This window comes from Citrobacter sp. 172116965 (assembly GCF_013458095.1).
Lineage (GTDB): Bacteria > Pseudomonadota > Gammaproteobacteria > Enterobacterales > Enterobacteriaceae > Citrobacter > Citrobacter braakii.
Window position 1 is genome coordinate 906,686 of the sequence record NZ_CP046673.1, and the last position, 15,891, is coordinate 922,576.

Below are 15,891 nucleotides of genomic sequence, written 5' to 3' on the forward strand. Positions count from 1 at the left end.
TCCGCACCGCGGGGCGTTTGAGATTTTATTATGCTAATCAAATTATTAACAAAAGTATTCGGTAGCCGTAACGAGCGTACGCTGCGTCGTATGCGTAAAGTGGTCAATGTCATCAATGCAATGGAACCGGAGATGGAAAAACTCTCCGATGATGAACTGAAAGCGAAGACCGCTGAATTCCGCGCCCGTCTGGAAAAAGGCGCCAGCGTTGAAAGCCTGATCCCGGAAGCGTTCGCGGTGGTCCGCGAAGCGAGTAAGCGTGTGTTCGGCATGCGTCATTTCGACGTACAGCTGCTGGGCGGTATGGTGCTTAACGATCGCTGCATCGCGGAAATGCGTACCGGTGAAGGTAAAACCCTGACCGCAACGCTGCCAGCCTACCTCAACGCCTTAAGCGGGAAAGGTGTACACGTGGTTACCGTGAACGACTACCTGGCTCAGCGTGACGCCGAAAATAACCGCCCGTTGTTTGAATTCCTCGGCATGACCGTGGGTATCAACATGTCTGGCCTGCCTGCGCCAGCCAAGCGTGAAGCCTACAATGCCGATATTACTTACGGTACCAACAACGAATACGGCTTTGACTACCTGCGCGACAACATGGCGTTTAGCCCGGAAGAGCGCGTTCAGCGTAAACTGCACTATGCGCTGGTCGATGAAGTCGACTCCATCCTGATCGATGAAGCGCGTACGCCGCTGATCATTTCCGGTCCGGCTGAAGACAGCTCGGAAATGTATAAAAAAGTGAACAAAATCATCCCGCACCTGATTCGTCAGGAGAAGGACGATTCCGACACGTTCCAGGGAGAAGGCCACTTCTCTGTTGATGAGAAAGCGCGCCAGGTCAACCTGACCGAACGTGGTCTGGTACTGATTGAAGAGCTGTTGGTTAACGAAGGCATTATGGATGAGGGCGAGTCGCTGTACTCTCCGGGCAACATTATGCTGATGCACCACGTGACTGCTGCACTGCGCGCGCACGTGCTGTTTACCCGCGACGTTGACTATATCGTGAAAGACGGTGAAGTTATCATCGTTGACGAACACACCGGTCGTACCATGCAGGGCCGCCGCTGGTCCGATGGTCTGCACCAGGCTGTTGAAGCCAAAGAAGGCGTAGATATCCAAAACGAGAACCAGACGCTGGCATCTATTACCTTCCAGAACTACTTCCGTTTGTACGAAAAACTGGCCGGTATGACCGGTACAGCAGATACTGAAGCCTTTGAATTCAGCTCCATTTACAAACTGGATACCGTTGTTGTGCCGACCAACCGCCCGATGATCCGTAAGGATTTACCGGATCTGGTGTACATGACTGAAGCGGAAAAAATTCAGGCGATCATTGAAGATATTAAAGAGCGTACCGCAAATGGCCAGCCGGTGCTGGTTGGTACTATCTCTATTGAAAAATCGGAAGTGGTTTCTAACGAGCTGAACAAGGCGGGTATCAAACACAACGTTCTGAACGCCAAGTTCCACGCCAACGAAGCCGCAATAGTCGCCCAGGCGGGTTATCCGTCCGCAGTGACTATCGCGACAAACATGGCAGGTCGTGGTACCGATATCGTGCTGGGTGGTAGCTGGCAGGCGGAAATTGCCGAGCTGGAAGACCCGACTCCAGAACAAATCGCGCAGATCAAAGCCGAGTGGCAGGTTCGCCATGATGCGGTATTAGCAGCAGGTGGTTTACATATTATCGGTACCGAGCGTCACGAATCTCGTCGTATAGATAACCAGCTGCGTGGTCGTTCTGGTCGTCAGGGGGATGCGGGGTCTTCTCGTTTCTATCTGTCGATGGAAGATGCGCTGATGCGTATTTTTGCTTCTGACCGCGTGTCCGGCATGATGCGTAAACTGGGCATGAAGCCTGGTGAAGCGATTGAACACCCGTGGGTGACAAAAGCGATTGCAAACGCGCAGCGTAAAGTAGAAAGCCGCAACTTCGATATTCGTAAGCAATTGCTGGAATATGATGACGTTGCCAATGACCAGCGTCGCGCAATCTACACCCAGCGTAACGAACTGCTGGACGTAACTGACGTTAGCGAAACCATTAATAGCATCCGTGAGGATGTCTTCAAAGCGACAATTGATGCCTATATTCCGCCGCAGTCTCTGGAAGAAATGTGGGATATCCCGGGTCTGCAGGAACGTCTGAAAAACGACTTCGATCTGGAAATGCCTATTTCAGAGTGGCTGGATAAAGAGCCTGAGCTGCATGAGGAAACGCTGCGCGAACGTATTCTGGCAAACGCCATCGAAGTTTATCAGCGTAAAGAAGAAGTTGTGGGCGCGGAGATGATGCGTCACTTCGAAAAAGGCGTGATGCTGCAAACTCTCGATTCTCTGTGGAAAGAGCACCTTGCGGCGATGGATTACCTGCGTCAGGGTATCCACCTGCGTGGTTATGCGCAAAAAGATCCGAAGCAGGAATACAAGCGTGAATCCTTCTCTATGTTTGCATCAATGCTGGAATCACTGAAGTACGAAGTGATCAGCACCCTGAGCAAAGTTCAGGTACGTATGCCTGAAGAAGTAGAAGCGATGGAGCAGCAACGTCGTGAAGACGCTGAACGTTTAGCGCAGATGCAGCAGTTGAGCCATAAAGGTGACGATTCTGCCGCGGCAGAAGAGCTGGCAGCACAAACTGGCGATCGTAAAGTGGGCCGTAACGATCCGTGTCCTTGCGGTTCCGGGAAAAAGTACAAACAGTGCCATGGCCGTCTGAGCTAAGAAAATAACTTACTGAAAAGGCGCAGAATTCTGCGCCTTTTTTATGGACTATAAAGATGAAAATACTGCAGATCGCCGTCGGGATTATTCGCAACCAGCACCATGAAATTTTTATAACCCAGCGTGCGGCTGATGCCCACATGGCAAATAAGCTGGAGTTCCCCGGCGGGAAAATTGAAGCAGGCGAAACGCCGGAGCAGGCGCTGATTCGCGAGTTACAGGAAGAAGTAGGCATTACGCCGACTCAAAGCTCACTGTTCGAAAAGCTGGAGTACCAGTTTCCGGACCGGCATATCACTCTGTGGTTCTGGCTGGTTGAAAGCTGGGAAGGCGAACCGTGGGGGAAAGAGGGGCAACCGGCGCAGTGGATTGCGCAAGATGCTCTGAATGCAGAAGATTTTCCGCCTGCGAATGCGCCGGTAATTGAAAAGCTGATTGCTGGATAAAGGTGTTCGTAGGCCGGATTAGGCAACCCCACCATCCGGCAAATTAGGGCGGGGTCGCTACGCTTGTCCGCCCTACGTTTTAGCTGAATTACTTCTGCTCTTCACTCCAGTCGTCGTTTTCCGACAGATCACCAGAGCTTGGGATACGTTTCTCTTCTGCGGCCCACTCACCCAGATCGATTAACTGGCAGCGCTTGCTGCAGAATGGGCGAAACGGGCTGACTTCACCCCACACTACGGGTTTGCCGCAGGTTGGGCAGTTGACGATGGTTTGTTCAGACATGTTGACTCCTTAACAGCACGCCAGATCAAAATCGAGACGCTCAGGCACCTGGCCATTCTCGCTATCCAGCGGCATAAAGCGAATAGCAAAGCGGCTCTTATGACCAGAAATTTGCGGATAAAGCTGCGAATCAAGCGGCAGCTGCAAGCGAAGCAGATCGGCATCTTCGCCGTTGTCCTGATAAAAACCATTCAAGCTGGTTTGCTTACGGAATGGCGCAGAGTTGCGAATTAAATCCAGCACCAGCGACAGTGCCTGATTGAGCGGATTCAGACTTGCAAGCCAGGTTTCAACCTGCGCGTCGCGATGCGACTGCGGTAGATGTAACCAAATATGCAGGGTCGGCAGATCGAAGCTGCAGCATCCGCCAGGAATGCTTAAACGCTGACGTACAAGGCCAATCAGACGATCTTCGCGCAGCGTCTGTCCAATACGCGGAGCCGAAATAAGTATGCTGCCCGCGCTTTTTAACTGCTGGCGCAATGCGTCGATCTTGTTTTGATCGACGCCGGGAACTTCAACCCAGGCCTGGAGTTTACGCTGTTGTCTTTCCAGCTCTTTGAGGAGTTCGGTACGGACTTCGCCGCGTTCAAAGACATCCAGTAAGTCCCCGATGTTGCGGAAAAAATGCAGTGCGCCTGCATGGTCCGCTATGGGTACATTAACGGAGAGCTGTTGGATTAAAAACTCTATGCGCAGCCATGTACGCATCTTCTCATTGAGAGGGTGTTCAAAAAGGACCTGGGTGTGCATTACGGTTTTTCCTGTGAGACAAACTGCAACGCGCATTGCAGATAGAGCGCGTGCAGGCGGGCGACATCCGAGGCGATGGCCTCCGGTGCGCCATTATTATCAATAACATCGTCTGCCACGGCCAGACGCGCTTCGCGCGTTGCCTGGGCAGCAAGAATTTGTTCAACATGCTCACGCGTGACGTCATCGCGCTGCATAGTGCGTCTGAGCTGTGTCTCGGGAGTAACATCCACCACGAGTACGCGGTTGGCTTTTTTATACAGCGAATTTTCCACCAGCAAAGGTACAACCCACAACAGATAAGGGGAGGTTGCTTGCTGAAACTGGCGCTGCGTTTCCTGCTGAATAAGCGGATGGAGCAGGGCATTCAGCCAGCTTTTCTCCTCAGGACTGGAAAAAATGCGTTCGCGTAAAATGCGTCGCTGCAACGATCCGTCGGTAGCTATAACTTCGGTACCAAAATGTTCTTCGATCGCCTTAAGGGCTGGGGTACCGGGTTCAACCACCTGGCGCGCAATAATATCTGCATCAATGACGTTTATTCCGAGGTCTGCGAACGCATTTGCAACGGTACTTTTACCACTGCCAATGCCACCGGTTAAGGCTACCGTATACCTCATAGATGCAGATCCTGGAGTTTAAGTTTGATTATCAAACAGTTAAAAGTTAAGCGTGCGACGGCGAGGTTGCTGCAGGATTAACCTACTATTCGCCAGGTAAATTTATGGGATTGTAGCGTAAAAAAAGAGAATTTCGCAGTCTTGCGCGGCATTGATTAGTGCGTATGATAGCGTCACTGGAGTTGTGAGTTTCGATTTTTCGCCATTAACCCCAGGAATCCGCACATGCGTATCGAAGAAGATCTGAAGTTAGGTTTCAAAGACGTTCTTATCCGCCCTAAGCGTTCTACTCTCAAAAGCCGTTCCGATGTTGAGCTGGAACGTCAATTTACCTTTAAGCACTCAGGTCAGACCTGGTCCGGCGTACCCATTATTGCCGCGAACATGGACACTGTCGGGACGTTTGCCATGGCAACGGCGCTGGCATCCTTCGACATCCTGACTGCGGTACACAAACACTATTCTGTTGAAGACTGGGCTGCTTTCATCGCAGAGAGCTCTGCTGATGTGCTCAAACACGTAATGGTTTCAACCGGCACCTCTGACGCAGATTTCGAAAAAACCAAACAGATTCTGGCGCTCAACCCGGCGCTGAACTTTATCTGCATTGATGTGGCAAATGGCTACTCAGAGCATTTTGTTCAGTTTGTGTCGAAAGCGCGTGAAGCATGGCCGACAAAAACAATTTGTGCGGGCAATGTGGTTACTGGAGAAATGTGTGAAGAGCTGGTACTTTCCGGCGCGGACATTGTTAAAGTCGGCATTGGCCCGGGTTCTGTATGTACCACACGTGTAAAAACCGGCGTTGGCTACCCACAGCTTTCTGCGGTTATTGAATGTGCCGATGCAGCTCACGGTCTGGGCGGCATGATTGTCAGTGACGGCGGCTGCACAATGCCGGGTGACGTGGCAAAAGCGTTTGGCGGTGGCGCGGACTTCGTTATGCTCGGCGGTATGTTGGCCGGTCATGAAGAAAGCGGCGGCAAAATTGTTGAAGAGAACGGTGAGAAATTCATGCTGTTCTACGGCATGAGCTCTGAATCAGCCATGACGCGTCACGTTGGTGGTGTTGCACAATACCGCGCCGCGGAAGGTAAAACAGTTAAGTTGCCTCTGCGTGGCCCGGTTGATAACACTGCACGCGATATCCTTGGCGGCCTGCGTTCTGCCTGTACCTATGTCGGTGCATCGCGCCTGAAAGAACTGACCAAACGTACAACGTTTATTCGTGTACAGGAACAAGAAAACCGCGTTTTCAATAGCCTGTAAGAACAGGTAGGACTATGACATGCCGGATAAGCAGTGCGCCATCCGGCATTTGAATTTATCCCACCCCGCTCATCGCATCTCCTAAATGAAAAATCGGCAAATACATCGCAACGACCAGCGTACCGATTATCAGCCCCGTAATGACCAGTAACGCAGGCTCGAGTAGCGCAGCCAGATTCTCTGCCTGAGACAATGTTTTCTCGCCGTGGTGATGGGCGAGATTACGCAGCATTGTATCCAGCGAGCCGGAAGCCTCACCTGTTCTGACCAACTGTATGCACAATGGGCTGAATTCACCGCAATTTTTTAGCGCTAACCAGACCGGTTTTCCGGCGCTGATGTCGTGATGTACCTGCGCTAAGCGTTGTGACCAGAAAGGGTTGGCCAGCGTTTCAGTGACGCTCTCAAGACCTTGCAGAAAAGGAATACCTGCATTTTGCGTTAACGCCAGAACAGTGAAGATCTGCGTGAGTTTTTGCCCTCTCACCATCGGCCCTATGACCGGGAAGCCGAGCAGCAATTTCTGGCGCAGAGTGAGCCAGTATGGCTGCTGCTTCATCAGGTGATATGCTGCAACCGCTATCAGGCTGAATGCTCCCGCCAGCCATCCCCATTGGCTGCTAAAATGCGCGATGGCAATAATCCACTGAGTGAGTACTGGTAGCGGGGTGTTAAACGTCTGGTAAATGGCGGCAAACTCAGGGAGTACAAACTGCAGCATCGCGAATACCACCATCACTGCCATCGTGATGATGAATATCGGATAGCGTAGGGCTTTTTTAACTTTATCCGCCAGCTGCTGTTGATTCTTCTGCTGGCGGGCGAGTTCAAAGCAGCAGTCGTCCAGCTTACCCGTAAGCTCTCCGGTACGGATCATTGCCAGATAAAGAGGCGGAAAAACGTGTTGCCACTGAGATAGCGATGTGGAGAGAGAAATACCCTGTTCCATATCGTGAGCCAGCGTACGCAGTAGCGCTTGCCATTGGCTGCTGGGATGCTGTTCAGCCAGCAAAGCTAAACTTGCCGAGAGTGTTAGCCCTGCTTTCAGCAACGTCGCCAGTTGATGTATGGTTTCAGCGCTTTTTTCACGGCTCCAGTGTGAGGCTTTGACACGCATACGATTAATGCGCAGCGGCGTGATATGCCGTTGCTCGAGAGCAAGCATCAATGAGGGGCGGGTATCGGCCCAAAGTACGCCTTCCAGTGGATTACCTTCGTTGCTAATACCTTGCCAGCGCCAAAGCAGTTTAGCTGACATGGGGCATGCCCAGTACGCGTACCAACTCTTCAAATGTTGTTAACCCTTGTTCGACGGCCTTGCAACCATTTTCGAAAAGCGTGCTCATCCCCAGTTGCTGAGCATTCGATTCCACTCCGTCTACGGACGTACCGTTGGCGATGCTCTGGCGCAATGCAGGTGTCACGGGGAGAACTTCAAACAATGCCGTACGGCCATAAAATCCGTGATAGCAATGTTGGCAGCCCGGAGCCTGCCAACGAGGCAGTGGCGTAGGCCAGATCGCTTCCGGGAGCATGATCGGCGTTTCCAGGCGTTGTCGGCAATGGGGACACAATTTTCTCACCAACCGCTGCGCAATAACGAGCGTCAGCGCGGAGGCGATCATCCAGCGTGCAACCCCCATTTGCTGCAAGCGTATTAGTGTTTCTGTGGTGGAATTGGTATGTAGTGTTGATAGAACCAGATGACCGGTTTGTGCGGCTTTAAGGGCTATTTCAGCCGTTTCGCCATCACGGATTTCACCCACCATGATAATGTCGGGATCCTGGCGCAGCAGCGCGCGCAATACTCCCTGAAAAGTGAGACCGGCACGTGGATGAATTTGTGTCTGGTTAAGACCTGCGATCGGGATCTCTACTGGATCTTCCACGCTACAGAGGTTAACGTCCGGAGTGTTTCGGGTCTGCAGCGCACTGTACAGCGTGACCGTTTTACCGCTTCCGGTCGGTCCGGTGACCAGAATCAGCCCCTGAGGCTGCTGCAACGCTTGTGAAAATGCTGCCAGCTGCGCGTCCTGCATTCCCAGCGCGGTGATTTCCAGCGCTTGATCGACCTGATGCAGTAGCCGTAGCACCACTTTTTCGCCAAAGCGACAGGGCAAGGTGGCGATGCGAAACGAGACCGGCTCTCCTGAAATCTCAACGGTAAATTGGCCGTCTTGCGCAAGTCGGTGCTCGGCAATATCCAGACTGCCTAAAACTTTTAGTCTGGCAGTGATGGCGATACCCATCTCGGTCGTGACGTCCGGTAAAGCATGCAGTACGCCATCCACACGTAATCTGATTCGATAGTGATTTTCCGCTGGTTCAAAATGAATATCAGAAGCCCGTTGCACCAGCGCGGATTGAAACGTCTGATTCAGCAAATCTGCTGCGCTGGCGCTGCTTTTCGTGACCACTGCCGGGAGCATTTTCTGTGGCGTATGCGTGTGGCCTTCCATTTGTTGACGCGTCCAGCAGACGATGTCGATACGTCGGGTGGTGGCAAAATGCAGTGCGTCCAGCAATTCGTGGGATGGAGCGTCCACGACGGCGATGTGCACCACTTCATTGTCTGCATCCAGTAATATTCCCTGATGACGTTGGCACAGCGCCGTAAGTTGGGTGGTATTCATCTCTTTTCCTTAATTAATATCGAAACGGAAAACGTCTTCACAGGCCTGTTGCAATGCGCTGTCATTCTGGATAACGCAGTTACGGCTCCAGCCGGTAATACCGTTGGCATTGTCCCAACCCGGCGTCATGGTGATGCTTAACCCGTTCAGGCTTTCTTGTCCGCTGAGGCTGACCACTCCTTTTTCAACGCTCATGGCGGAGACATAACGGGTGGTGGCTGGAGAAGGGATGCCATTCGTTCCGGCATCACAGGTTGTTGTTCCGCCATGCTCCAGCGCACAGAGCTCAACCGCCGTGCGATAGGGAACAAAGGTTTGCAGCATGTCTGTTAACGCGGCTTTGCGCAGATAGTTTTGATAAGCCGGAATACCGATGGCGCTATGGATGGCAATAATGCCAATGACCACCATGAGTTCGATAAGTGTGAAGCCTCGTTGCTTGTCCATCGTTCGCTCCTTGAGTTAGCTGGCGCTACTTTGGCAAACGCTCGGGGTCACGGCGAGAGGCAAAAAACAGAACGGGAAGGCGGGTTCCGAGGATTTTTATGAAATTACAGAGTCAGACAACGTATTTGCGAAGAGGCTCGAAGAAACAGCCGTATGGCGGCGTAAACGCTTATCCGGCCGATAGAAAAACCGGCGTGATGGGCCCGATAAGTGAATGTACTATCGGGCTAAACCATCAGTAATTAGCGAAAACGCATAGAGAGATCGAGCGCGCGAACATGCTTGGTCAGCGCGCCAACAGAGATGAAATCCACGCCGGTTTCGGCAAATTCGCGCAGAGTTTCATGAGTGACGTTACCCGACACTTCCAGACGCGCCTGGCCGTTGGTGCGTTTTACCGCTTCCCGCATTTGGTCAGTTTCGAAGTTATCGAGCATGATGATGTCGGCCCCTGCTTTCAGCGCGTCGTCCAGTTCATCCAGGCTTTCTACTTCGACTTCAACCGGCACATCCGGGTGCAGCCAGAAGGCTTTTTCAACGGCCTGACGTACCGAACCTGAAGCAATAATGTGGTTTTCTTTAATCAGGAAAGCATCAGAAAGCCCCAGACGATGATTCGCGCCGCCGCCGCATAATACGGCGTATTTCAGCGCGGTACGCAGCCCCGGCAGAGTTTTACGTGTATCCAGCAGTTGGGTTTTTGTTCCCGCCAGCAGGTCGACATATTTACGCACCTCGCTCGCCACACCCGAAAGCGTCTGTACAAAATTAAGCGCGGTACGTTCGCCGGTTAGCAGCACGCGGGAAGGGCCGTCCAGTTCAAATAGCGGCTGATTGGCCTTAATGCTGTCGCCATCTTCGACATGCCAGGTGATGTTGACATCATCGCCAGCCAGTTGAATAAAGACCTCTTCCACCCAACGTTTTCCACAAAAAACGCCATCTTCGCGGGTGATCACGGTGGCGTGGGAGCGCATCTCCGCGGGTAAAAGCTGTGCGGTGATATCGTTATTGGCATCAACTTCTCCGCCTAAATCTTCACGCAGCGCCTGAGCTACAGCGGCAGGGATATCCAGATTTATGCGTTCCAACAGCGCGTCACGTCGGTAGTCAGGGTTATAGCGGCGAGGCGGCATGATAAAACTCCAAATTGCTAACGAATCATAAGGTGGAAACATGCTACCCTGAACCTGATATGAGCACCACCAATAAGGAGATTCTGCATGTTGTTAGACGAGGGCTGGCTGGCAGAGGCGCGACGCGTTCCCTCTCCTCATTACGATTGCCGCCCAGATGACGAAAACCCTTCTCTGCTGGTGGTGCATAATATCAGCCTGCCGCCCGGCGAGTTTGGCGGCCCGTGGATCGATGCGCTGTTTACGGGCACGATTGATCCCAATGCCCATCCTTATTTTGCCGGGATCGCCCATTTGCGCGTTTCGGCACATTGTTTAATTCGCCGTGACGGTGAAATCGTGCAGTATGTCCCCTTTGATAAACGCGCCTGGCATGCTGGCGTGTCGAACTATCAAGGCCGCGAACGCTGTAATGATTTCTCAATTGGTATTGAGCTGGAAGGGACGGATACGCTGGCCTATACCGATGCGCAGTATCAGCAACTGGCAGCCGTGACGAATGCCCTGATTACGCGTTATCCGGCCATTGCCAACAACATGACAGGACATTGCAATATTGCGCCCGAGCGTAAGACCGATCCCGGGCCCTCTTTTGACTGGGCAAGGTTTCGCGCCCTGGTCACCCCCTCGTCGCACAAGGAGATGACATGACGCTGTTTACAACATTACTGGTGTTGATTGTTGAACGCCTGTTTAAGTTGGGTGAGCACTGGCAGCTTGATCACCGGGTTGAAGCTTTTTTCCGCCGGGTGAAGCATTTTTCGATGATGCGTACGGTAGGCATGGCCCTTATTGCGATGGGGGTGACATTCCTGCTGCTGCGCGCACTTCAAGGCCTGTTGTTTAACGTGCCTTTGCTGGTGGCGTGGATCTTAATTGGTTTGCTGTGCATCGGCGCTGGCAAGACGCGTCTTCATTATCATGCCTATCTGAACGCGGCTGCTCGCGATGACGCTCACGCCCGTGAAGCGATGGCCAGCGAGCTGACCCTGATTCATGGGATTCCGCCTGAGTGCGATGAGCGTGAGTTCTTGCGCGAACTGCAGAACGCGCTGTTATGGAACAACTTTCGCTTTTATCTTGCGCCGTTATTCTGGCTGATTGTCGGTGGCCCGTGGGGACCGGTGACGCTGGTGGGTTATGCCTTTCTACGTGCCTGGCAGTCCTGGCTGGCGCGCTATCAGACGCCACACCAGCGTTTGCAATCAGGTATCGATGCGATCCTGCATGTGCTGGATTGGATCCCGGTGCGCCTGGCGGGTGTCGTCTATGCGCTGCTGGGGCACGGCGAGAAGGCGTTGCCTGCCTGGTTTGCGTCGCTGGCGGATCTGCATACTTCGCAATATCAGGTGCTTACTCGCCTTGCGCAGTTTTCTTTAGCGCGTGAACCACATACCGATAAAGTCGCAACGCCAAAAGCCGCGGTTTCGATGGCGAAGAAGACCTCGTTTGTGGTGGTGGTGGTCATTGCCGTGTTGACCATTTATGGAACATTAATTTAAGCCATTATTATTGGTGGATGGCGCTGCGCTTATCCGTCGAGGAAAAAATTGGCCCGGTCGCTTTGTGCTTGCGGGCCAATCTTTCAAAGCGTATCAGCATGCGGGATGCCAAAATCTGGCATCCCGTTTTCGTTCCAGCGCACCAGCTTCAGACGAGTGTGGCGGTTTGGGTCGTACAGCGGATCGCCCTCGATTTCAGTGTAATTTCTCGCGTGGTACACCAGCACATCTTCACCTTCCGGCGTTTGCGTAAAGCTGTTGTGCCCCGGCCCGTATTGGCGGTTTTCGTAGCTGGTGGTAAAGACCGGGCGCGGCGATTTGTGCCAGTTCTGCGGGTTGAGCGGATCGGCATTGAGATCAATCCACAATAATCCCATACAGTAGTTCTCATCGGTGGCGCTGGCGGAATAGCTGATAAACAGCTTATCGCCGTGAACCATGACGGCCGGGCCTTCGTTGACCCAAAAACCCCGGCATTCCCAGTCATACTCTGGATGACTGAGCATTACCGGCTCGCCTTTAATCGTCCATGGATTTTCCAGTTCGGCGAGATAGATATTGGAGTTTCCGGCGATATCGGGGGATTTCTGCGCCCACAGATACCACTGTTTTCCCTGATGGTTAAAGGTGGTGGCATCGAGCGCGAAGGTATCAAACTGCGTTTTAATCTGCCCTTTCTCTGTCCATTGGCCGGTCAGCGGATCGGCGTCTGCACATTCGAGCGCAAACATACGGTGCTGGAACATCCCCAGCTTGTCGAGCGCCTGTGTGTGGGCGGCGGCAAAATAGATGTACCACTTGCCTGCCAGATGATGGATCTCAGGTGCCCAGATCAGCTGGCTCATGGGGCCGTTTTCTGGTTTGCGCCAGACGACAACCGGGACGGCGGTGCGTAACCCTTCCAGCGAGTCCGCCCGGCGGATCTCCAGACGATCGTATTCGGGCACTGAAGCAATGAAATAGTAGTGGCTACCGTCACGTAAAATAAACGGGTCGGCACGCTGTTCAATAAAGGGGTTTGGCCACTGATTCATTAGGCTTTCCTTACGTTTTCAGTCGTTTTTATATCGTGGTACTCATTCAGTTCACGGTAGTTGGCGCGGCGCTTTTCTAAATCTGTCTGGATTTGTTGCATAAACTCGCGGTCAACTTTCAGCAGACGAACTACGCCTGCGGTAATCAGGTAGCCTACACCCGGTATGATGGTAAACAGCAGCATAATACCGTTAATGGCGGAGTCGCTTTGCGCTTTCGCCCCTGCGTCGTAGCCGTACCAGGAGAGCAGGAAACCAACCATCGCTCCGGCAATCGCCAGGCCCAGTTTCAGGAAGAACAGGTTGCCGGAGAAGCTGATTCCGGTGATACGTTTACCGGTTTTCCACTCGCCGTAATCATCGACATCCGCCATCAGCGACCAGTGCAGTGGGGATGGGATCTGATGCAGAATGTTGAGCAGGAAGTAAAGCACCATAATCATCATGGTGGCTTTAGGATCAAAGAAGTAAAACGCGCCGGAGAAAATCGCCAGGATGATATTGGTCCAGAAGAAGACTTTCAGTTTGCACCAGCGATCGGTTAACACCTTCGCCAGCATGCTGCCGATCATCATGCCCACAACGCCAAGGCTGATAAACAGCGTTGCGAACTGCGTGCTTTGCTGCATAACCCAGGTTACGTAGTACATGGTGGCAGCCATGCGAATAAAGCCCGGACAGACGTTGCACAGGGTTAACAGCAGGATTTTTACCCACTGATCGTTTTTCCATACATCTTTCAGGTCGGCTTTTAAATCGTCGTTAGTCGGGACGGCAGGACGTACGCGCTCACGGACGGTTGCAAAGCAAAACAGGAACATACACATGCCGATGAAGGCCAGCACTGCCATCGCCATCTGATAGCCTTTAGCTTTATCTTCCCCGCCAAACCAGTCCGCCATTGGCAGCAAGGTGAGGGAGAGCAGCAGGGTTGCAATTCCTACCAACACAAAGCGATATGACTGGCAGGCGACACGTTCCTTTGGATCGTTAGTGATGACGCTGCCGAGCGAGCAGTAAGGGATATTGATCGCCGTATAGGTGATAGAGAGCAGGAAGTAGGTGACGAAAGCATAGATTACTTTGCTGTTATATGTCCACTCAGGGGTGGTAAACATGAGTACGCTAAATAATGCGTATGGGAAAACCATCCACAAAAGCCATGGACGAAATCGACCATATTTGCTGCGGGTGCGGTCGGCCATCGCGCCCATAATAGGGTCGGTAACGGCATCTATAACGCGTACTGAGAGCAGTAACACGCCGACCAGGGCCGGTGCCAGGCCAAAAATATCTGTGTAAAAATAGTTAACAAACAACATGATGGCGCCAAAGATGATGTTGCATCCGGCGTCGCCCATTCCATAGCCGATCTTTTCTTTCACCGTGAGCTTACTGGTTTCCATCAACTGCACTCCATTAATAAGATATGGAGATAATTATTGTCTGGCAGAGGTGTTTTTGCGTTGCAGGATAACGCCAGTGATATGGACGAAACAGTCGTGAGTGGGAAAGTGTGAGGCAGGTAACAACCCCCACCTGATGCAGGTGGGGGAGGGAGAATTAATGCGCTTTAGCTACTTTGGCGGTTTTCTGTTTGCACAAATAGCCGATGCCAAGAATGGCTATCCATACCGGGATTAAGTACACCGAAATCGCCATGCCCGGCGTCATCAGCATAATCACCAGCACTGCAGCCATGAAAATCAGACATACCCAGTTACCAAGCGGATAGAGCAGCGCCGGGAAACGGGTGGTAACGCCTTGCTGCTGTTTGGCTTTGCGGAACTTCATGTGCGCCAGGCTAATCATTGCCCAGTTGATCACCAGTGCGGAAACCACCAGCGCCATCAGCAGGCCAAAGGCGGATTCCGGGGCCAGATAGTTGATCAGTACACACAGAGCCGTAACCAGCGCGGAGACCAGAATGGTGTTCACCGGTACGCCGCGTTTGTCGACGTTCATCAGCGCTTTTGGCGCGTTGCCCTGCTGTGCCAGACCGAACAGCATACGGCTGTTGCAGTATACGCAGCTGTTATACACAGAAAGGGCAGCGGTCAGCACTACGATGTTCAGTGCATTGGCAACAAAGGTGTCGCCCAGCTCGTGGAAAATAAGGACAAACGGGCTGGTATCAGCCGTGACGCGCGTCCACGGCATCAGGGAAAGCAGAACTGCCAGCGAACCTACATAGAAAATCAGGATACGGTAGATAACCTGGTTGGTTGCTTTGGGAATGCTTTGCTCCGGGTTATCGGCTTCTGCTGCGGTGATCCCGACCAGCTCCAGCCCACCAAAAGAGAACATAATAATAGCCATCATCATCACCAGACCGGTGAAGCCGTGCGGCAGGAAGCCACCCTGACTCCACAGGTTACTGACGCTGGCCTGCGGGCCGCCGTTGCCGCTAAACAGCAACCAGCCGCCGAACAGAATCATCGCAACCACGGCAATGACTTTGATAATGGCGAACCAGAACTCCATTTCCCCAAACACTTTCACGTTGGTCAGGTTGATGGCGTTGATCAGCACGAAGAAGGCTGCAGCAGAAACCCAGGTGGGGATATCCGGATACCAGAACTGGATGTATTTACCTACGGCAGTCAGTTCAGCCATGGCAACCAGGACGTACAGTACCCAATAGTTCCAGCCAGAAGAGAAACCCGCGAAACCGCCCCAGTATTTATAAGCAAAGTGGCTAAAGGAGCCTGCAACCGGCTCTTCAACTACCATTTCACCTAATTGACGCATAATCAAAAAGGCGATAAAGCCGGCAATTGCGTAACCCAGAATAATACCCGGTCCTGCAGACTGGATAACGGATGCGCTACCGAGGAATAACCCGGTACCAATCGCGCCACCCAGCGCGATTAGCTGTATATGGCGGTTCTTAAGACCGCGCTTGAGCTGATCGCCATGCTGTTGACTTTCCATCATTAAACCTCGTGTGTGGTTTTACTCTTCATATTTCGAGTACTTATTTTTTGAACTACGCAGCAATGCGTGTGTAAGTTTGCAATTCCGTTTGTTGT

Annotated in this window: 15 protein-coding genes; 5 read left to right on the forward strand and 10 right to left on the reverse strand. The window is 52.5% G+C overall.

Annotated elements, in window-relative coordinates; genetic code table 11:
- The first annotated feature begins 30 nt into the window (after window positions 1-30).
- Together secA and mutT are read left to right on the forward strand one after the other, a co-directional pair.
- On the forward strand, window positions 31-2,736 hold the full coding sequence (gene secA / locus GPJ68_RS04395) for a preprotein translocase subunit SecA (RefSeq protein WP_016151702.1): 2,706 nt from the start codon (window positions 31-33) through the stop codon (window positions 2,734-2,736).
- Window positions 2,737-2,792: 56 nt separating this feature from the next.
- Complete coding sequence (mutT, locus tag GPJ68_RS04400) at window positions 2,793-3,182, forward strand: 8-oxo-dGTP diphosphatase MutT (protein WP_046275370.1); 390 nt, start codon at window positions 2,793-2,795, stop codon at window positions 3,180-3,182.
- An 88-nt stretch (window positions 3,183-3,270) separates the two neighbouring features.
- On the opposite strand, the gene yacG is transcribed toward mutT, so the two are convergent.
- Genes yacG through coaE form a run of 3 tightly spaced genes read right to left on the reverse strand, consistent with a single transcriptional unit; the run spans window position 3,271 to window position 4,838 of the window.
- Window positions 3,271-3,465, reverse strand: a complete 195-nt coding sequence (gene yacG, locus GPJ68_RS04405; protein WP_016151704.1) for a DNA gyrase inhibitor YacG — start codon at window positions 3,463-3,465, stop codon at window positions 3,271-3,273.
- A gap of 9 nt (window positions 3,466-3,474) precedes the next feature.
- A complete protein-coding gene (zapD, locus tag GPJ68_RS04410; RefSeq protein WP_180837144.1) occupies window positions 3,475-4,218 on the reverse strand; it encodes a cell division protein ZapD in 744 nt (247 codons plus the stop codon).
- A complete protein-coding gene (gene coaE, locus GPJ68_RS04415; RefSeq protein WP_046275369.1) occupies window positions 4,218-4,838 on the reverse strand; it encodes a dephospho-CoA kinase in 621 nt (206 codons plus the stop codon). The genes zapD and coaE overlap by 1 nt, the downstream gene beginning before the upstream one ends.
- Before the next feature lie 225 nt (window positions 4,839-5,063).
- Between coaE and GPJ68_RS04420 the strand changes: the two genes are divergently transcribed.
- Window positions 5,064-6,107 (forward strand): GMP reductase, encoded by a 1,044-nt coding sequence (locus GPJ68_RS04420; RefSeq protein ID WP_003829510.1) that lies wholly within the window; start codon window positions 5,064-5,066, stop codon window positions 6,105-6,107.
- A gap of 55 nt (window positions 6,108-6,162) precedes the next feature.
- Here GPJ68_RS04420 and hofC read toward each other — a convergent pair whose 3' ends face one another.
- The 4 genes from hofC to nadC form a co-directional block, all read right to left on the reverse strand.
- Window positions 6,163-7,365 carry a protein transport protein HofC gene (gene hofC, locus GPJ68_RS04425; RefSeq protein ID WP_109017205.1) on the reverse strand — a complete coding sequence of 401 codons (1,203 nt, stop codon included), beginning with the start codon at window positions 7,363-7,365 and terminating at the stop codon, window positions 6,163-6,165.
- A complete protein-coding gene (gene gspE, locus GPJ68_RS04430; protein WP_049269183.1) occupies window positions 7,355-8,740 on the reverse strand; it encodes a type II secretion system protein GspE in 1,386 nt (461 codons plus the stop codon). Before gspE ends, hofC begins: the two co-directional genes overlap by 11 nt.
- A gap of 9 nt (window positions 8,741-8,749) precedes the next feature.
- Window positions 8,750-9,187 carry a prepilin peptidase-dependent pilin gene (gene ppdD / locus GPJ68_RS04435; RefSeq protein ID WP_180837146.1) on the reverse strand — a complete coding sequence of 146 codons (438 nt, stop codon included), beginning with the start codon at window positions 9,185-9,187 and terminating at the stop codon, window positions 8,750-8,752.
- Window positions 9,188-9,429: 242 nt separating this feature from the next.
- Window positions 9,430-10,323 carry a carboxylating nicotinate-nucleotide diphosphorylase gene (gene nadC, locus GPJ68_RS04440; protein ID WP_016151711.1) on the reverse strand — a complete coding sequence of 298 codons (894 nt, stop codon included), beginning with the start codon at window positions 10,321-10,323 and terminating at the stop codon, window positions 9,430-9,432.
- 87 nt (window positions 10,324-10,410) lie between these two features.
- Between nadC and ampD the strand changes: the two genes are divergently transcribed.
- Together ampD and ampE are read left to right on the forward strand one after the other, a co-directional pair.
- Entirely contained in the window at window positions 10,411-10,974 is a 564-nt protein-coding gene (ampD, locus tag GPJ68_RS04445) for a 1,6-anhydro-N-acetylmuramyl-L-alanine amidase AmpD (protein ID WP_016151712.1), read from the forward strand.
- A complete protein-coding gene (gene ampE, locus GPJ68_RS04450; protein WP_016155697.1) occupies window positions 10,971-11,825 on the forward strand; it encodes a beta-lactamase regulator AmpE in 855 nt (284 codons plus the stop codon). Before ampD ends, ampE begins: the two co-directional genes overlap by 4 nt.
- 83 nt (window positions 11,826-11,908) lie before the next feature.
- Here ampE and GPJ68_RS04455 read toward each other — a convergent pair whose 3' ends face one another.
- The 3 genes from GPJ68_RS04455 to aroP form a co-directional block, all read right to left on the reverse strand.
- Window positions 11,909-12,859 (reverse strand): family 43 glycosylhydrolase, encoded by a 951-nt coding sequence (locus GPJ68_RS04455; protein ID WP_075847960.1) that lies wholly within the window; start codon window positions 12,857-12,859, stop codon window positions 11,909-11,911.
- A complete protein-coding gene (locus GPJ68_RS04460) occupies window positions 12,859-14,265 on the reverse strand; it encodes a glycoside-pentoside-hexuronide (GPH):cation symporter (RefSeq protein ID WP_180837148.1) in 1,407 nt (468 codons plus the stop codon). Before GPJ68_RS04460 ends, GPJ68_RS04455 begins: the two co-directional genes overlap by 1 nt.
- A gap of 157 nt (window positions 14,266-14,422) precedes the next feature.
- Complete coding sequence (gene aroP, locus GPJ68_RS04465) at window positions 14,423-15,796, reverse strand: aromatic amino acid transporter AroP (protein WP_085951098.1); 1,374 nt, start codon at window positions 15,794-15,796, stop codon at window positions 14,423-14,425.
- Between the last annotated feature and the right edge of the window lie 95 nt (window positions 15,797-15,891).